General features: G+C 66.4%; 18 protein-coding genes and 1 tRNA gene. 13 read left to right on the top strand and 6 right to left on the bottom strand.

Translation table 11 applies throughout. The annotated features are described in order from the left end of the window. Position 1 precedes the first annotated feature (1 nt). Positions 2 to 682: a protein-L-isoaspartate O-methyltransferase family protein gene (locus FFS08_RS06425; protein ID WP_137864724.1), complete on the bottom strand. Its 681-nt coding sequence runs from the start codon at positions 680 to 682 to the stop codon at positions 2 to 4. Positions 683 to 849: 167 nt separating this feature from the next. Between FFS08_RS06425 and FFS08_RS06420 the strand changes: the two genes are divergently transcribed. The 9 genes from FFS08_RS06420 (at position 850) to FFS08_RS06380 (ending at position 10328) form a co-directional block, all read left to right on the top strand. After that, positions 850 to 923: transfer RNA gene (locus FFS08_RS06420), tRNA-Cys, on the top strand. Between the two features lie 159 nt (positions 924 to 1082). Continuing rightward, positions 1083 to 1301, top strand: coding sequence for a hypothetical protein (locus FFS08_RS06415; protein ID WP_137864725.1), 219 nt, complete (start codon positions 1083 to 1085; stop codon positions 1299 to 1301). A gap of 176 nt (positions 1302 to 1477) precedes the next feature. Next, positions 1478 to 2908 (top strand): cysteine--tRNA ligase, encoded by a 1431-nt coding sequence (gene cysS, locus FFS08_RS06410; protein WP_137864726.1) that lies wholly within the window; start codon positions 1478 to 1480, stop codon positions 2906 to 2908. A gap of 54 nt (positions 2909 to 2962) precedes the next feature. Then, entirely contained in the window at positions 2963 to 3898 is a 936-nt protein-coding gene (locus tag FFS08_RS06405) for a D-2-hydroxyacid dehydrogenase (RefSeq protein WP_137871823.1), read from the top strand. 51 nt (positions 3899 to 3949) lie between these two features. Next, positions 3950 to 4285 (top strand): ArsR/SmtB family transcription factor, encoded by a 336-nt coding sequence (locus tag FFS08_RS06400; RefSeq protein WP_137864766.1) that lies wholly within the window; start codon positions 3950 to 3952, stop codon positions 4283 to 4285. Then, the gene (locus FFS08_RS06395) at positions 4278 to 4733 is read left to right on the top strand and encodes an SRPBCC family protein (protein WP_137864767.1); all 456 of its coding nucleotides are present in this window, start codon (positions 4278 to 4280) and stop codon (positions 4731 to 4733) included. The genes FFS08_RS06400 and FFS08_RS06395 overlap by 8 nt, the downstream gene beginning before the upstream one ends. Before the next feature lie 105 nt (positions 4734 to 4838). After that, positions 4839 to 5795: a hypothetical protein gene (locus FFS08_RS06390; protein WP_137864768.1), complete on the top strand. Its 957-nt coding sequence runs from the start codon at positions 4839 to 4841 to the stop codon at positions 5793 to 5795. Between the two features lie 288 nt (positions 5796 to 6083). After that, on the top strand, positions 6084 to 7457 hold the full coding sequence (locus FFS08_RS06385) for a class II 3-deoxy-7-phosphoheptulonate synthase (RefSeq protein ID WP_137864796.1): 1374 nt from the start codon (positions 6084 to 6086) through the stop codon (positions 7455 to 7457). A gap of 126 nt (positions 7458 to 7583) precedes the next feature. Next, positions 7584 to 10328 carry a PAS domain S-box protein gene (locus FFS08_RS06380; protein ID WP_171015343.1) on the top strand — a complete coding sequence of 915 codons (2745 nt, stop codon included), beginning with the start codon at positions 7584 to 7586 and terminating at the stop codon, positions 10326 to 10328. 142 nt (positions 10329 to 10470) lie between these two features. Here the strand turns inward: FFS08_RS06380 and FFS08_RS06375 are convergent, their stop codons facing one another. The 3 genes from FFS08_RS06375 to FFS08_RS06365 are packed head-to-tail and all read right to left on the bottom strand — an operon-like array spanning position 10471 to position 11947. Beyond that, complete coding sequence (locus FFS08_RS06375; RefSeq protein ID WP_137864770.1) at positions 10471 to 10860, bottom strand: VOC family protein; 390 nt, start codon at positions 10858 to 10860, stop codon at positions 10471 to 10473. Positions 10861 to 10874: 14 nt separating this feature from the next. Then, positions 10875 to 11306, bottom strand: a complete 432-nt coding sequence (locus FFS08_RS06370) for a DUF488 domain-containing protein (protein WP_137864771.1) — start codon at positions 11304 to 11306, stop codon at positions 10875 to 10877. Further along, the gene (locus FFS08_RS06365; RefSeq protein ID WP_171012497.1) at positions 11303 to 11947 is read right to left on the bottom strand and encodes a lysoplasmalogenase family protein; all 645 of its coding nucleotides are present in this window, start codon (positions 11945 to 11947) and stop codon (positions 11303 to 11305) included. The genes FFS08_RS06370 and FFS08_RS06365 overlap by 4 nt, the downstream gene beginning before the upstream one ends. Positions 11948 to 12003: 56 nt before the next feature. Here FFS08_RS06365 and trmFO point away from each other — a divergent pair, with 56 nt between their 5' ends. After that, complete coding sequence (gene trmFO / locus FFS08_RS06360; RefSeq protein ID WP_137864773.1) at positions 12004 to 13347, top strand: methylenetetrahydrofolate--tRNA-(uracil(54)-C(5))-methyltransferase (FADH(2)-oxidizing) TrmFO; 1344 nt, start codon at positions 12004 to 12006, stop codon at positions 13345 to 13347. Here trmFO and FFS08_RS06355 read toward each other — a convergent pair. Together FFS08_RS06355 and FFS08_RS06350 are read right to left on the bottom strand one after the other, a co-directional pair. After that, positions 13320 to 13814 (bottom strand): EF-hand domain-containing protein, encoded by a 495-nt coding sequence (locus tag FFS08_RS06355; RefSeq protein ID WP_137864774.1) that lies wholly within the window; start codon positions 13812 to 13814, stop codon positions 13320 to 13322. The two genes, trmFO and FFS08_RS06355, sit on opposite strands and share 28 nt — an antisense overlap. A gap of 45 nt (positions 13815 to 13859) precedes the next feature. Continuing rightward, complete coding sequence (locus FFS08_RS06350; RefSeq protein WP_137864775.1) at positions 13860 to 14522, bottom strand: squalene/phytoene synthase family protein; 663 nt, start codon at positions 14520 to 14522, stop codon at positions 13860 to 13862. A gap of 172 nt (positions 14523 to 14694) precedes the next feature. On the opposite strand from FFS08_RS06350, the gene FFS08_RS06345 reads away from it, so the two are divergent. The 3 genes from FFS08_RS06345 to FFS08_RS06335 are packed head-to-tail and all read left to right on the top strand — an operon-like array spanning position 14695 to position 17809. Beyond that, a complete protein-coding gene (locus tag FFS08_RS06345; protein ID WP_249341263.1) occupies positions 14695 to 16494 on the top strand; it encodes a TadE/TadG family type IV pilus assembly protein in 1800 nt (599 codons plus the stop codon). After that, entirely contained in the window at positions 16491 to 17084 is a 594-nt protein-coding gene (locus FFS08_RS06340) for a TadE/TadG family type IV pilus assembly protein (RefSeq protein ID WP_137864777.1), read from the top strand. The genes FFS08_RS06345 and FFS08_RS06340 overlap by 4 nt, the downstream gene beginning before the upstream one ends. Then, positions 17075 to 17809: a histidine kinase gene (locus tag FFS08_RS06335; RefSeq protein ID WP_137864778.1), complete on the top strand. Its 735-nt coding sequence runs from the start codon at positions 17075 to 17077 to the stop codon at positions 17807 to 17809. The genes FFS08_RS06340 and FFS08_RS06335 overlap by 10 nt, the downstream gene beginning before the upstream one ends. The last annotated feature ends 41 nt before the right edge of the window (positions 17810 to 17850 follow it).

The raw sequence follows: 17850 nt of genomic DNA, 5'->3' as shown, positions 1-17850 counted from the left end.
ATCAGAATTGAAAGGTTCGTAGGCGCTCGAAACCAGGAAGAACTGCACATTCGATATCGGCAAAATCGGCGAGGCCGAAGCCCCCTTCGGTGCGCCGGCCCGCCGCGAGACGCGTCACGCCGCGATCCAGGAGACCGGTCACGACCCGCCCGCCCGTCTCGAGCTGGCCGAGCAGCGTGGCAGGGAGCTCCTCGGCCGCACCGTCGACGACGATCAGGTCATAGGGCCCTTCCGCAGCATGGCCGGCGGCAAGCGGCCCTTCGACCAGCTCGACATTGGCATAGGCGGCAAGCGCAGTACGGGCGAGCGCCGCGAGGCTGGGCTCCTCCTCCACTGCGACTACCGAATTGGCGAGATCGGCGAGCAACGCCGCCGCATAGCCGCCCGCGGCGCCGATCAGCAGCACCTTGTCGGCAGGACGAATCTCCGCGACGGTGAGCAGCCGGCCCGTGGCGAGCGGCAGGTTGTGCCTGCGCCCGCCGGCGAGCGGCAGCAGCGTGTCGCGATAGGCGATCGCGCGATGCTCTTCGGGAAGGAAGTCCTCGCGGGGCACGCGCGCCATCGCCTCGACCACGCGAACGTCGTTGACCGCGTTGGTGCGCAGCTGGCTGGCGACCATCGCGTGGCGCATCGCTTCGAAGCGGTTCGCCTCGACGGGCGCGGAATCTACCGTAAGAGCCATCATTACCCCGGCTATCTGGCACAACCGTGTTAGTTGTGCAATACACTGATTATGTAGGCGGCTTGTATCCCCTTCGCAGCCCTTCGCCAAGCAATGCGCGCAGCTATTTTTGCACTGCAATGTTGACATGGCCGCAAGCACCTGCGCATTGCCGCCGCTCGCTCCGAGGCCCGATGGCGGAGTGGTGACGCAGAGGACTGCAAATCCTTGCACGCCGGTTCGATTCCGGCTCGGGCCTCCACTTTTTCTGCCTGCGCCACGATGCCCGCTCTACCGCGGCATTGTGTCTTTCCTGCAACTCGTCGTCCGAATCGCACGGACCATCGGTGCCATAGCGGCCCGCAGGCGGAACAAATCGCGATTCGCTGCCGTTGATCCCCCAACTTTCGGGAGACGAGGCATGTACGATTTCGGCATCCGACAGGCGCTGACCGGCTATCGCGTCGCCTATCGTCCGGAGCAGCAGAATTACTGCCCGGGCTGCGGCGGTTCGCACTGGGTGATCGGACGGTTCACCGCGGAATGCGCCTTTTGCGCCACCGCTCTGCCGCTGTTGGCGGGCGGCAGCACTGGCAGCGGGCTGATCCGCCAGCGGGGCGTGGCGGCGCTCGCCGCCTGACGCTCGCCGTCGGCACGCGCGTTCTCGCGGCCGGGGCGTGCGCCATGCGCCGGGGCGGTGGTGAGCGATAGCTCCGCGACGTCCCGGCGAACGGATCGCGCCGACAATTTTCGCCCGGAGCGGGGGCAAGCCCGTCCGAGGCTTGCAGCACGGCGACGAGCCGCTATGCCGCCGCTATGACCGGCGCTCAACTCACGCTCTACAATTCGCTGACCCGCAGCCTGGAAACCTTCCAGCCGCTCGATCCCGAACAGGGCGTGCGCGTCTATTCCTGCGGCCCCACGGTCTACAACTATGCCCATCTCGGCAATCTGCGCGCCTATATATTCACCGACACGCTGAGCCGGGTGCTGACCTGGAAGGGCTATTCCCTCACCCATGTCATCAACATCACCGATGTCGGCCATCTGACGTCGGACGCCGATGCCGGCGACGACAAGATGGAAGCGGCGGCCCGGGCGCAGGCGAAGAGCATCTGGGACATCGCGGCGCACTATACCGCGGCGTTCAAGCAGAATGTCGCCGATCTCAACATCCGGCAGCCCTCGCGCTGGTCGGTCGCGACCGATCACATCGCCGAGATGATCGACTTCGCCGAGAAAATCGCGCCCGAACATTGCTACGAACTCGATTCCGGCCTGTATTTCGACGTGACCACCGTGCCCGACTATGGCCGCCTGGCCGGCAACCAGGACGACGCGGCCGAAGGGCGGATCGATCCGGTGGCGGGCAAGCGCCATCCGCAGGACTTCGCGATCTGGCGCAAGTCGCCTGCGGGCGAGCAGCGCCAGATGGAATGGGACAGCCCCTGGGGCAAGGGCGCACCGGGCTGGCATCTCGAATGCTCCGTGATGAGCATCAAATATCTGGGCGCCCCGTTCGACATCCATACCGGCGGCATCGATCACCGCGAGATCCATCATCCCAACGAGATCGCGCAGAATCAGGCCTTTTGCGGCTGCGGCGATTCGGGCGCGCATTTCTGGATGCACAACAATTTCCTGGTGGATCGCCAGGGGAAGATGAGCAAGTCCAAGGGCGGCTTCACCACGCTCCAGTCGCTGATCGACGCGGGCGTGCACCCCCTCGCCTATCGCCTGCTCTGCCTCCAGGCCCAGTATCGCAGCGAACTGGAATTCTCGGCCGAGAATCTGGCAGCGGCGCTCACCCGGCTGAAGCGGCTGGTGATGACGGTGAGCGCGCTCAAGGCGCGTGCCGAGGGCGATGGCACCGCCCCCGAGGCGTGGCTGGCGCGGCTCGACGAAGCGGTGTCGGACGATCTCAACACGCCCAGGGCGCTGCCGGTGCTCGACGAGCTGCTCGCCGAGAAGAAGCTGTCGCCCGCCGATCGCCTGGCCGGGCTCGCCGCATTCGACGCGGTGCTGGGCCTGCGGCTGCTCGAGCTGACTCGCGAGGAGCTGCGCCTGCGCCCGGCGGGCGCCGCGATCACCGCCCAGGAGATCGAGGACCGGCTGGTCGAGCGCAAGGAAGCACGGCTGGTGAAGGACTTCCAGCGCTCCGACACGATCCGCGACGAACTCGCCGCCGCCGGCATCGAAGTGATGGACGGCGACCCGATGGGCTGGGACTGGAAGCCGGGGCTCTGATGGCGGACAAGTCTCGATTTGAAACCGGGCAGGGCGCGCGCTAGCCTCCGGTCCATGAAGGCCGTACTCCCCGCCCTCGCCCGCCCGCTGGTGGAGCCGCAGCTCCCCGCCGGGCTCGACGTCCACTGGTTCACGAGCACCGAGGAAGCCGTCGCGCTCGCGGCGGACGCCGATATCGGCTGGCTCGACAACAATGATCCGCGCGCCTGGGCACGCGCCGTGGCGGCGGCCGGCAAGCTGCAATGGCTCTCGACCATCTATGCCGGGCTCGACGCACTCGATACCGGCCTGTTGCGGGCTCGCGGCACGCGCGTGACCAACGGCAGCGGCGTCAATGCGCACACCGTCGCCGAATACGCCGTGATGGGCGCGCTCGTCGCGGCCAAGCGCTTCGACCAGGTGGTGCGTGCCGCCGATCGCCAGGAATGGCCGGTGGACGCTCCCGGCAAGCTCGAACTGTTCGAGAGCCGGGCGCTCGTGATCGGCTATGGGACGATCGGGCGGCTGATCGGGGAGCGGCTCGCGGGATTCGGCGTCGAAGTGACCGGCGTCACTCGCTCCGGCGCCGAAGGCACGGTGGGGCCGGACGAATGGCGCACGCTGCTGCCCGAAACCGACTGGGTGTTTCTCGCCGCGCCCGCCACCGCGGAGAGCCGCGCGATGATCGGCACCGGGGAACTGGCCGCGATGAAGCCCTCCGCCTGGATCGTGAATGTCGGCCGCGGCGAGCTGATCGACCAGGATGCGCTGATCGAGGCCTGCACCCGCCGCCGCATCGCGGGTGCCTTTCTCGACACGGTGACACCCGAGCCGCTGCCGCCCGGGCATCCGCTCTGGACCACGCCCAATGTGATCCACTCGATGCACCTGTCGGGCCGCAGCCAGACCCGGATGTTCCTGCGCGCCGCCGCATTGTTCGTGGAAAATATCCAGGCCTTCGCGGACGGGCGGCCGTTGCGGAACGAAGTCGATCTTTCCGCTGGCTATTAGAGACCCGAGTTCCCGCTTGCATCCCGCGGCCTTGCGCTATTAGTTAGTCCCATGCCTAACAAAATCGATGCTGCCTTCGCAGCGCTCGCCGATCCCACTCGCCGCGCGGTGATCGAGCGGCTCGGCGATGGCCCGGCCAGCGTGAGCGCGCTTGCCGCGGGCTTCACCATGGCGATGCCGAGCTTCCTCCAGCATATCCGCCTGCTCGAGGGCGCCGGTCTCGTCCACACCGAGAAGGCGGGCCGGGTGCGCACCTGCACGCTGGAGCCGCTCGCCCTGGCAGCAGTGGAGCAATGGATCATCGAGCGCCGCCGCGCGACCGAGGCGCGCTACGACCGCCTCGCCCATTTCCTCGACGCCCAGGACAAGGAGAACGACCATGGCTGAAGCCGTCCACGACAAGTTCGTCATCGAGCGCCGCTTCAAGCAGGGCCCGGCCAGGGTGTTCGCAGCCTTCGCCAACGAGGAGGGCAAGGCGCGCTGGTTCTCGGGGCCCAACGAGAGCTGGGAAATGGTCGATCGCCATTTCGACTTCCGGGTCGGCGGCACCGAGCATCTGGAAGGCAAGTGGCAGAGCGGCACGGTCACCCGCTTCGACTGTTCCTATCACGACATCGTGCCGGACAGGCGCATCGTCTATGCCTATCGCATGAAGCTGAACGGCAAGCCGATCTCGGTGAATCTCTGCTCGATCGAGCTGCTGCCCGATGGCGACGGCACTCGCCTGCTCCATACCGAGCACGGCATCTATCTGGACGGCTATGCGGACAATGGATCCCGCTTCCACGGGATCGGCCTCCAGTACGACAAGCTGGGAGAGACGCTGCCCGATTGACGGCTTCGTTGCGTCACGGCGGGCATTCGTCGCGGAACGCTATTCCCGCCCCATTTCACGCGCGAGCACGGCGCCCGTCCCTTCCCAGGGTTCAGGAGGACCGACATGCCCGTGACCGCTCGCCCTGCCGCCTTCGCGCCCGCTCTGCTGCTCGCCGCGACTGCCTGTTTCGCCAGCGCGCCGGACAAGGCCGCCGCCAATGCATCCGAAGCGGCCGCCGAGGGTGTGCAGCAGCGCATTGCCATCACGGGCGATGTCCAGGTGCCGGCGGGTGTGGGGATGGAAGGCGGCAAGGTCGTCGCCTGCTCCTCTCCCTATCAGAGCTGCAAGACCAAGATCGAGGCGCCGTTGCGCCACGCCGGCGGCACGAGTTGGACCTATGCGCTCGCGCTGCCCGATCGCGGGCCGTGGCAGCTCATCGCCTGGAAGGACGTAGACGGAGACGACGAGGCGTCGCCAGGCGATTATCTGGGCATCGCCCGCGACGGTGCGGAGATCGCGGCCCCGGCCAGCGCGGTGCGTATCGCAGTGAAGCGAGTCGAAGGGGACCAGACTTCGGCCAAGGCATCGAACGGCGATATTCCGGGGCTGGCGGGCAGCTGGTCGCAGGCCTCGACCGGGACCGAGCTGGTGATCGGTTCCAAGATCAAGTTCCAGCCGAGCATGGCGACCGGCTATGGCACCAATCTGGGCGGCACCTTCGGCCCCGGATCGGCGACCAACACGACGATCGTGACCGAGTCGATGCCGGTCACCGTGCGGCGCCAGATGAGCCTCGTCATCCGCCAGGACGGCACCTTCACCTGGCGGATCACCAAGACCCAGCCGGAAGGCAAAAGCTGCACCAAGACGATCACCCAGGAGAAGCTGGGCCGCATTCAGACAGCGGGCGGCAAGATGATCTTCGCGATCCAGGGCGGGCAGGAAAGCTGGAGCGGCTGCGGCAAGGGCGGCTCGGGCACGATCTCGCCGCGCAGCGAGACGTACAGCTACAGCAATGCCGGCGGCGCACTCAGGATCACCGGACCGGGGGGCGTGAACTGGGCGTTCCGCCGCGGCTGAGCAATTTACCCAGGCAGGGAAATTTTACGCTTGCGCAGTTTTACCCAGTAAGGGTAAGCGGTCTGCATCATGACGACTCTGGCAGGCACCAAGATCCGCCGCTTCCGCGAGGAACGCTCCCTCACCCGCGCTGCGTTCGGCGCGTGGTTCGACATTCCGGGCTCCACCGTGCAGGGCTGGGAGAAGGACGGCAAGCGCGCGAACGCCAAGGTCATGAACCTGATCGCCGCACATGGCATTGCGGGTGCCGCCGATTGGAACGTCACCGTGCGCGATGCGGAGAACGACATGCATGCGAGCTGGAGCCCGTCGAGCTGGAAGGCGGCCGAGGCGCGCCAGCTGCCCAATTACCCCGATCAGGGCGCGCTCGAAGCGGCGACCACGCAGCTCACTTCCTTCCCGCCCCTCGTATTCGCCGGCGAGGCGCGCGAGCTGACCAGCGAGCTGGCCAAGGTCTCGCGCGGCGAGGCGTTCCTGCTCCAGGGCGGCGATTGCGCCGAGAGCTTCGCCGAGTTCCATCCGAACAACATCCGCGACACGTTCCGCGTCATCCTCCAGATGGCGGTCGTGCTCACCTTCGCGTCGAAGCTGCCGACGGTGAAGCTCGGGCGCATGGCCGGCCAGTTCGCCAAGCCGCGCTCGGCCGATACCGAGACGATCAACGGCGTCGAGCTGCCGAGCTATCGCGGCGACAATGTCAACGACATCGCCTTCACTCCCGAGGCGCGCATCCCCGATCCGCAGCGCATGGTGCAGGGCTATTCGCAATCGGCCGCGACGCTCAACCTGCTGCGCGCCTTCGCGCAGGGCGGCTATGCCAATCTGCACCAGGTTCACAGATGGACCCACGATTTCATGGGCCGCAGCCCCTGGGCGAAGAAATATGCCGATCTGGCCGACCGGATCGGCGAGGCGCTCGACTTCATGGCCGCCTGCGGCATCGATGCGGACAGCGTGCCGCAGCTCAAGGCCACCAATTTCTACACCAGCCACGAGGCGCTGCTCCTTCCCTATGAAGAGGCGCTGACTCGCCAGGATTCGCTGACCGGCGACTGGTATGACACCAGCGCCCATTTCCTCTGGATCGGCGACCGCACGCGCTTCGAGGGTTCGGCGCATGTCGAGTTCCTGCGCGGCATCGGCAATCCGATCGGCATGAAGTGCGGCCCCAGCCTCGAGCCCGACGCATTGCTGCGCCTGCTCGACACACTCAACCCGAGCCGCACGCCCGGGCGGATGACGCTGATCACGCGCTATGGCCATGACAAGATCGAGGCCGGCCTGCCCAAGCTCGTCCGCGCGGTGAAGCGCGAGGGGCATCCGGTGGTGTGGAGCTGCGATCCGATGCACGGCAACGTGATCAAGGCGGCGAACGGCTATAAGACGCGGCCGTTCGAGCGGATCCTGGCCGAAGTGCGCGGCTTCTTCGCGGTTCATCGCGCGGAGGGCACGTTCGCCGGCGGGATCCATGCCGAGATGACGGGACAGAACGTCACCGAGTGCACGGGCGGCGCGATCGACATCACCGAACAGGGCCTGGCCGATCGCTACCATACCCATTGCGACCCACGTCTCAATGCGGGGCAAAGTCTGGAACTTGCCTTTCTGCTGGCCGAAATGCTCAATGAGGAAATGGCAGAGCGCCGTAAGGCCGCCGCTTGATAGATTATTGCGGAACAGATCCGTAATTTAGCGGATTTACATCGCTGCCGGCATCTTGGATGGACTGCGCTTTACGCGGAGTTTTAGTTGGCAACGGTGAGGGAGCGTCTGCCAGAGAACTGGGCTGTGCCGGTACGTCCGGCGCTAATGCTGTTTGCCGGTGCCTTGATCGGTTGCGTCAGCTGGGCCCTGTGGCATCGCTTCACCGGCCGAAACCCTCCGATCGGCATCGCCATCGGCGTATCGGTGAGCGGCCTGATATTGAGCAGCACGCGGCTCTGGCCGCTGCTCGCGATCGCCGTGCTCGCCACCTATGAGATATTCGAACCCCAATATCCGCTGGTGGCCAAGCTCGCCGCTGCGATGGGCCTGGCACTCGGCGCGCTGGTCACCGCGACGATCATCCGGCGGCGCGGCGTGCGGCCCACCGAATTGCTCGATCCGCGCTCGATCCTGTGGGTGTTCGTCGCGGCGCTGGCAGGATCGCTCCTGGCAGCGGGGATCGTCGCGCTCGGCACGATCGCGGCGGGACGGCCGACCAGCTTCGTCGAGAAGTTCGCGCAGCAGGGCCTGGGCATGATCCTGGCGGCCCCGCTCGTGCTCGTCTGGGCAAGGCCGCTGCACGAGCGCTGGTCGTTCTTCCGATGGACGGGCTTCGTCGCGACCATGCTGCTTTGCGCGGTCGTGACGACGATCGTCTTCCTGCTGCCGCGCGAAGATCCCGTCGCCTGGGCGATATTCCCGCCGCTCGTGCTCGCGGCATTGGGCTGGCACCTGCGCGGCGCTACCGTCGCCATGGCCATCTGCGCAGTGATCGTGCTGTGGAGCACCGAGATCGCCACCGGGCCCTTCGCGCTCGCCGCACCCGACAATCGCGTGCTGCTGGCCCAGATGTTCGTCGCGGTCACTTGCGCGACCATCGTTCTGCTCGCCGCCCATGCGGACGAGCGCCATGCCGAGGACAAGCTCCGCATCGCCGCCAAGCGGCTCGAGGTCTCGCGGCGCAACCTCACCAACATGGCGCGCGACGCCGCCACCGCAGTGGCGATCCTCGATCTGGACATGCGCTATGTCGCCGCCTCGCAACGCTATGTCGCCGATCATCGCCTGCCCGAGGACATGGCGCTCGAGGGGCACAGCCATTTCGAGGTCTTCCCCGATTGCCCCGCCGAGCGCCGGGCCATGTTCGCGCGCGTGCTGGACGGCGAGCAGCTCTCGGGCGACGGCGATCCGCTGCGGCATTCCGACGGCAGCGTCGACTATGTCCGCTGGAGCCACCGCCCCTGGTACGACGAGGACGATCGCATCGCGGGCATCGTGCTGGCCAGCGAGATCGTCACTGCCGAGATGGAGGCGCGCCGCAAGCTGGAAGAGGCCGAGCGCCGCTATCGCGCCGTGTTCGAGCAGGCCGGGGTCGGCGTGGGCCGGCTCTCGCTCGAAGGCGTGTTCCTGGAAGTCAACGATCGGATCTGCGAGCTCACCGGCCATCCCCGCGAAGCGCTGATCGGCGAGAGCTGCCGCAAGACCAGCACCGCCGAGGAATGGCCGGCCACTATCGAGGGAATCCAGGCGCTCGCGCGGGGCGAGGTCCCCTATTATTCGGACGACCGCATGGTGGTGACGCATGACGGCGAGCTGCGTCCCGTGCATTGCACCGCCAATCTCGTCCGCTCGGGCGACGCCACCGAGGACTATATCGCCGTGGTGCTCCAGGATATCACGCCGCGTATCGCCGCCCAGCGCGCGCTGGCGGAGAGCGAGAAGTTGCTCCGCCTTGCCCAGGAGGCCGCCGGCGTGGGCGTGTGGGAGATCGACCTGGTGCGCGGCGGATCGCGCCACTCCCCACAGAGCGCACGGCTGTTCGGCCTCGAATGGCACGAGAGCGAGTATCGCATGGCCGATGTCGCCGATCGGCTCGGCACGGAACAGGTCGCCGAGCTGCGCAAGGCGATCGTCAGCGCCAGGCGGATCAAGGGCCCGCTCGACATGACATTGCGGCTGACGATGCCCGATGGCGAGGCGCGCTGGGTGACGCTGCAGGGCCGCTACGACCCGCATGACGGGGAACCGCGATTGCTCGGCCTGGTGATCGACATCACGCACGACGTGGAAGCCGATGCCCAGCTGCGCGAAGTGCACGAGAAGCTGCTCCGCCTCGCCCGGTTGAACGCAATGGGGGCGATGGCCTCCACGCTGGCGCACGAGCTCAACCAGCCGCTCGCGGCGATCACCAACTATCTCGAAGCCTGCCGCTACCTCACGCGCTCACGCGGCGATCCGGACCACGACATCCTCGACGCGCTCGACCGCGCCCGGGCGCAGGCGCTCCGGGCCGGCGACATCATCCGCAAGATCCGCTCCTTTACGGTGAGCGGCGAGATCGTCCAGGCAAGCCTGGACCTGAACGCGGTGATCTATTCGGCCTGTGCCGCGGTGCGGCAGCTCAAGATTGCGCGAGACGCGAGGATCGACTGCGATCTCGATCCGGCACCCGCCAATCTGATCGGCGACGCACTCCAGATCGAGCAGGTGCTGAGCAATCTGATCCGCAATGGCGTGGAAGCGACGGCGGCCCGCGCCCGGCGCGAAATGAGTGTGACGACGCGCGTCGGGCGCGAGGAAGTGCTCGTCCAGATCGCCGATAGCGGACCGGGCCTCAGCGAAGCGATGCTCGACAATCTGTTCGAGCCGTTCCGCACCACCAAGGAAAGCGGCACCGGGCTGGGCCTGCCGATCTGCCGCACGATCGTGGAAGCGCATGGCGGCCGGCTCTGGGCCGAGAACGGCCCGGGCGGCGGCGCGATCTTCAGCTTCGCGCTGCCGATCGCGGAGGCAGACGAAACCATCCAGCCCCATGACGAAATATACTGAAACACCGCTGCAAGACCCAGGCTCCAGGAGCGATCTCAGCCGGCGCCTTGCCCCTCTGTGCCGCCGGCTTCCCCCAACCTACGGGGCGGCCGGACTGCAATTTCCGGCCGCCCTGGCCTTTCTCGGTCCAGCCAGGCCCTTCTCAGCCTGGAGCATGGCAGACCGCCTCGATGTTGAGCCCGTCGGGATCGAGCACGAAGGCGGCATAATAATTCGGGTGATAATGGGGTCTCAGCCCCGGCGCGCCATGGTCGCGCCCGCCCGCCGCCAGCGCCGCCGCGTGAAAGGCATCGACTTCGGCCCGTGTGCCGGCACGAAAGGCAATGTGCGTCCCCTCGCCCACGCGCTCATTGTCGCCGATCCAGAAGAAGGGATCATCGCCCATGCCGAAGCCATGGGCGTTGCCGCCCGAGCCATTCTCCCGGGCCGGCACGGTCATCAGCAGCGTGATGCCGAGCGGAGCCAGGGCAGCCGCATAGAAATGTCTCGAAGCCTCGGCGTCCGAGACCGCGAAGCCGACATGATCGAGCACCAGCCTTCTCCTTGTCAGGGATAGAGATCGACGACCTCCGCGCCCTCGCCTTCCGCGGCGAGCAGCAATGTGCGGTGGCAATGTTCGGGATTGCGCTCGAAACAGAGCAAGGCGCTCGGCCTTTCCGCCGCCAGCGCACGCATCATCGCCGCTTCCGCCTGCGCCTCGGGCAGATGGAGCTGCCCGGCATAGACCTGGCGCAGCGTCTTCACATCGCCCTTCTTCGCGGCATCGCGGCCGGGCTTGGGCGTACCCAGGTTCTTCAGCAGCACATAATCGATCCCCGCCGCCTTGAGGCTCGCCGCCAGGATGTTCTTCGAGAAGCCCGGCCGGCGCGAGAGCGGCACCGCGCGCACGTCGATCACGCGCTCAACCCCGGCTGCGCGCAACGCGGCGATGAACGCGTCCATCGTCGTCGCCTCATAGCCGATGGTGAAGACCCTCATGCGATCGCCTTCTCTCCCCGGAGCGCATGGACCGCACCCCAGGCGATCAACACCTGGCCGGCGAAATAGGTCGGCCAGACCAGCAGCTGCGGGATCGGCGAGCCGGAGAGCGGCCCCATGCGCAGGAAGATCAGCCAGTCGGAAGCGAAGAACAGGAGTGCGCCCATCGCCACCAGCGTGCCGAGCCGGCTGAGCATCGCCGACGCGGTCATCAGCGCGAGACCGAACACATAGACACCGAGCAGCTCCGGATTGGGCAGTGTCCCGAACAGATACCAGGCCAGCACCGCGACTGCAGCGGCAACCGGCGGAGCGATCCAGTTGGCGGCGGCGATGCGGCGGTGGCGGAGATAGAGATAGCTTGCCAGCAGATGGCCGGCCATGAACGCCACTCCGCCGATGGTGAAGCCGTGCAGCTCGAGCAGCACGTCGCCCAGCGCGCCGAGCGCCAGCACCGCACCGATCATCCGTCCGTCCTGGTTCACGGCCTTCCCGCGCGCCCAGAAGGCGAGCAGGCCGACACCGGCACCCTTCCAGACAATGGCGGCGATGCCGCCGGTCTCCAGCCAGTAATTGGCGTAATAGCTGACGCCGGCGACGATCGCGGCGGCGAAGAGCGGTTCGATGCGATTTCGGTCCATGCCCCCTTGATGCCGCGTGACTGGCGCTCTGCCAAGCATGGCTCTATCGGAGGCCGATGCACGACATCCACATCATCGGCGGCGGCCTTGCCGGCTCGGAAGCCGCCTGGCAGCTCGCAAGCAAGGGTTTCAAGGTCCGCCTCTCCGAAATGCGCGGCAGCGGCACCATGACGCCGGCGCACCAGACCCACGGGCTCGCCGAGCTGGTATGCTCCAACAGCTTCCGTTCGGACGATGCGCAGAACAACGCGGTCGGCCTGCTTCATCAGGAAATGCGCGATCTGGGCTCGCTGATCATGGCCGAGGGCGACAAGCACAAGGTGCCCGCCGGCTCGGCGCTGGCTGTGGATCGCGACGGCTTCTCCGCGGGCGTGACCGCGGCGCTCGCGGCCCATCCGAACATCGAGATCGTCCGCGAGCGGGTGGACAGGCTGCCCGAGACCGGGCCGACGATCGTCGCCACCGGCCCCCTCACCGCCCCGGGCCTGGCCGAGAGCATCGGCGCCGCCACCGGCAAGGACCAGCTCGCATTCTTCGATGCGATCGCGCCGATCGTGCACCGCGAGAGCATCGACACGGAGATCGCCTGGTTCCAGTCGCGCTGGGACAAGGTCGGCCCCGGGGGCACGGGCAAGGACTATATCAACTGCCCGATGACCAAGGACCAGTATCTTGCCTTCCATGCGGCATTGCTCGCCGGCGAGAAGACCGAGTTCCGCGAATGGGAGAACGTCCCCTATTTCGAAGGCTGCATGCCGATCGAAGTGATGGCCGAGCGCGGCGTCGAGACGCTGCGCTTCGGCCCGATGAAGGGCGTGGGGCTCGACGATCCCAGGACCGGGCGCTGGCCCTATGCGGTGGTTCAGCTGCGGCAGGACAATGCCTCGGGCACGCTGTGGAACATGGTCGGCTTCCAGACGAAGCTGAAATATGCAGAGCAGGTTGCGCTGTTCAGGACGATCCCCGGCCTCGAGAATGCGGAATTCGCGCGACTTGGCGGTCTCCACCGCAACACGTTCATCAAGTCACCCGAGTTGCTCGACGGCGAGCTGCGCCTGCGGAGTGCGCCGCATATCCGCTTCGCCGGGCAGATCACCGGCTGCGAGGGCTATGTCGAGAGCTCGGCGATCGGCCTGCTCGCCGGTCGCTTCGCGGCCGCCGAACTGGCGGGCGAGACGCTGAGCGCGCCGCCGCGCGAGATGGCGCTGGGCGCCCTGCTCTCGCACATCACCGGCGAGGCGGAGGCCGAGACCTATCAGCCGATGAACGTCAATTTCGGGCTTTTCCCGCCGATCCCGGGCAAGACCAGGAAAGCCGATCGCAAGCAGATGTACACCGGCCGGGCGCGCGAAGCGATGCAGGGCTGGATGGCTCAGCCTTCATTGTCGTCCGCTTCCTGACGCGGAGCCGCCGGCGTCTGCGCCTTGGCCGGAGCGCAGACGCAGCGCGGCTTGGCGGCGCGCTTGACCGCGGTGGTGGCGAACTCGGCGCGGGTGAGCGTGCCCGACTTGTCCTTGTCCGCGCCGGCGAAACGCTCAACGGCCTTTATCGACCATTCCTCGAAGCTCAGCTTGCCGTCGCGATCGGTATCGAGCTTGGCGAAGAGCTTGCGGCGCAGGGCGAAGAACTCGTCCCTGGCGATGCTGTCGTTCTTGTCCTTGTCGAGCCGGTCGAAGCGCTTCTGCTCGCGCGTCTTCGCGGCGGCGCTGGGCGGCTCGGCGGGAAGATCCTGCTCCGCTTCGGATGCAATTGCCCCCTTGGGTACCGGAGGAAGCCTGGCCTCGGTGCTCGCACTGCCCCGAAACAGGAACAAACCAGCAACGACCAGCAGCAGCGTACCGCCCGCACCCGCCAAATAGCGCCACATCGTCTCTCTCCCCCTAGAGAATTCGAAGCTAACCCGCCGGCAGGGTCAGCGTCCAGTGAGGCGATGCCAGAGCAGCCGCCCGACTCGCGAGGGCGCGCCGGCCGGTTTGGGCGCTTCGGCCAGGTCGAGCCTTGCCCGATGCGCGAGAGCGCCCAGCGCCCGCCCCGCTCGGCTCCAGCGGACACCGGTGGCGGCATCGAGCAACGGCCGGGCGAGATCCCGGGCCACGGCGCTTTCCCTGTCCGCCTGAAGATTGCCGGCCAGGTCGGCGAGCGCCCATCCCTGCCCCGCCGCGGCCAGCGGATCGCGCCTGCTGCCGAGCAGGTCCCCGGCCGCGATGAACAACTGCCCCCGTCCCTCGCCGAACCGGCGCATCGCATCGGCGTGGAGGGCCTCCTCCTCGATCAGCACTTCCCAGCCATGGACGATCGGCACCAGCGATACCCCGGTGACGCCGTGCGGCAGCACCTCGGTTTCCAGCGCCTTGAGCACGGGCTCGGCCGGGGCCGGCGCATGGTCCAGCTTCTCCAGCGCCTCGCGCCACCAGGCGAGCCGCATCTGGCCCAGCGCCGGCTCGCGGGTGGTGCGCAGCAGCCGCGCCAGCGCATCGTCGAGCGCAAGCAGCGCCTGCAATCCCGACTGGGCCGCGCGCGGGGCGTAGGTAAGGATCAGGTCACGTTCCGGATCGACGGCTTGGTTCGGTTCCACGAGCCTCCTCTAGGGCCTGCCACCCGCGCACGGAAGAGCGCGGCGCGGTTTAGAGATGCATTAACCGGCATCATGCGATCAGGCATCGAACTACAATTTCCGGGTCTAGGCTGGACATCAGAATATGCGGGAAACGGGGCGCCAAACCGCTGACATCGCACGTCGCCGAAGCTTGCTGGTTCGCCTGCGCAACGATCGCGCGGGGAACACGCTGGCCATGATGGCGATCGCGCTGATTCCTCTGCTGGGTTTCGTAGGCTCTGCCGTCGATACCGCCCGGCTATACCTGATCAAGGTGCGCATGCAGCAGGCATGCGACGCCGGCGCACTGGCGGGCCGCAAGTTCATGGCATCGAGCGCCAGCACCACGCTCGACCAGGCCGCCACCGATCAGGCAAACGCCTTTTTCCGCAACAATTTCAAGACCGGCACCTATGGGGTGAACGTCGTCAACTTCACTCCGACCAAGACCGCCGACAACCAGGTGTCGGGCAGCGCCACGGCCACCGTGCCGATGACGCTGACGTCGATGCTGGGCTTCAACAACACCCAGATCACGGTCACTTGCGAAGCGCGCTACGACGTCGCTGATCTCGATGTGATGTTCGTGCTCGATACCACCGGTTCGATGGCCTACACCGCCAGCGACACCAACATGTCCGGCCAGTCGATCAATTCCTATACGCGCAGCGACGGCACCACCGGCTATTACACCCAGGAAAAGAGCAACGCGCGCATCAAGGCGCTGCGCGCCGCCGTGCTCAACTTCTACGATACGCTGACATCCTCGGCCGATCCGACGACGAACATCCGCTACGGGTTCGTACCTTATTCCTCGACGGTGAATGTCGGGAAAATCATCCCGAGCAACTATCTCGTCAGCGGCACCTACACCTATTCCACTCGCGTGCCCTATGAGCAGAACAGCGGCTCTCCGAGCGCCACGACCTACAACAACACCAACCAGGCCACCTGCAACGGCTATGCCGGCAAGACCGGCTACAGCTCGTCCGGCCAGGCCACGGTGAAGACGGTCTCGTGGAGTTCGAGCAACAACAAATGCACCGTCACCAGCCAGACGGTGCAGCTCTATTACAAGTTCGGCTATCTGCCGGTCGATATATCGCAATATGTCCTGGGCGGCTGGGTGAACGATCCGACCAAGGTCAATGGCTCGCAGTCCAAGTGGCAGGGCTGCGTCGAGGAGCGCGACACCCAGGCGCTGACCGCTTTCACTCAGACCGCGCTGCCCTATGACCTGGACCCGGACCTGGCCGCGACCAGCGACAGCACGAAATGGCGGCCGATGTGGCCGGACGTGGTGTATGAGCGCTACAATTACTACGGCCCCACGAACACGACCAACGTGATCAGCTCCAGCGCCGACGGGAGCAGCCGCTATGAGAATTATGGTGACAGCGCGAAGCTCAGCAGCGGCTATGTGAGCTGCGGCAAGCAGGCGCAGCGCCTCGCGACGATGACGCGCCAGCAAGTGTCGGACTTCCTCAACGATCCGGATTTTCGCCCGTTGGGCGGCACCTATCACGATACCGGCATGATCTGGGGCACGCGCCTGATCAATCCGAACGGCCCGTTCAAGGCGGATACCGCCGCCTGGCCGGGTCGCAACCCGCCGATCCGCCACATCGTGTTCATGACCGACGGCCAGATGGCGCCCAACATCGACATCTACGGCATGTACGGCCTCGAGCATTACGACTGGCGGGTGACCGGGAACGACTATAATTCGATTACCGATCGCCATAATGCTCGCTTCCTGGCGGAGTGCGAGGCGGCGAAGCGGCGCGGCATCACCGTATGGGTGATCGCCTTTGGCGACGCGATGACCGCCGAGGAACAGCAATGTGCGTCGTCGTCGGGCAACGCCTTCTCGGCGAGCAGCGATACGCAGCTCAACAGCGCCTTTCAGACGATCGCCTCGCGCGTCGCCATGCTGCGGATCTCGAAATGACGGCGGGCGCCCGGGCGATGCTTCGGCGCCTGTGCCGGGACGACCGCGGCATCGCCGCGGTCGAGTTCGCCATCCTGGCGCCCGTTCTGCTCGTGCTGATCATGGGACTGATGGACATCGCCTACAATGCCTATGCGCAAGCGGCACTTGAGGGCGCGATGCAGAAGGCCGGCCGCGACAGCGGCATCGAGGCGGCAAACACCTCGACCATCGACGAAAACCTCAAGGCGAAGGTCAGGGTCGTCATCCCGAACGCAACCTTCCTGATCACGCGCAAGAGCTATTCGAGCTTCGGCACCGCCGCACCCGAGCGCTTCGATGACGCCAACAACAATGGTCAGTACGACTCGGGTGAATGCTTCTACGACGTCAACGGCAACAGGGTGTGGGACCGGGATCCAGGGATTACCGGCCAGGGCGGTGCGAGCGACGTGACACTCTACACCGTCACCGTCAGCTACAACCGGCTATTCCCACTCGCCAAGCTGCTCGGCTGGCCGCAGACCCAGACGACAACTGCCACGACGCTGCTCAAGAACCAGCCCTATCAGACCCAGGCTGTGCCGACGGTGACCAAGATATGCAGTTGAGAATCATCCTCAACCGACGCCGCCGTCGCGCGCTGCGCAGCCTGGCCGGCGACAGGTCCGGCACCTCGCTGATCGAGTTCGCGCTCGGGCTCCCGCTACTTCTGCTGGCGGGCCTGTGGGGCATCGAACTCACCCATTTCGCCATCATGAACCAGCGCGTGAGCCAGCTCACACTGGAGCTTGCCGACAATGCCTCACGTGTCGGCCTGTTCAGCGGGCAGACGACGATCCAGCTGCGCGAGGCGGACATCAACGACGTGCTCCAGCAAACGCGGCTTCATGGCAGCGCGATCGACCTCACCACCAAGGGCCGGGTGACGCTATCGAGCCTCGAGAACGTCAAGCAAAGCTACGACACCGCTGCAACGCAGCGCATCCACTGGCAGCGTTGCATCGGTACGTTGAGCGGCACCAGCTATGATTCCAGCTATGGCACCACCAGCGTCACTGCCGGCACTACCGCCACACAGGCCGATGCCGGCACCGCGGCCCCGAACGGCATGGGCGATGCAGGCTCGCAGGTCAGCGCTCCGCCCAATTCGGGAGTGATGTTCGTAGAGGTCAACTATCTCTACACACCGCTGGTCGGGGCGGGCTGGTTCACCAGCCAGCAGCGGCTGCACTATATCGCGTCGTTCATCGTTCGCGACAATCGCGACTTCTCCAAGCTCTACAATCCGGCACCCGCCGCGACCAAAGCGACCTGCGACCTGCATTCGAGCTGAGATGTGCGGGCGATCGCGGCGGCGAAGCCCGCAGGCCCCGC

It is taken from the genome of Sphingomonas sp. 1F27F7B (assembly GCF_005503355.1).
GTDB lineage: Bacteria > Pseudomonadota > Alphaproteobacteria > Sphingomonadales > Sphingomonadaceae > Sphingomonas.
This window is presented reverse-complemented; position numbering and strand designations above follow the sequence as displayed.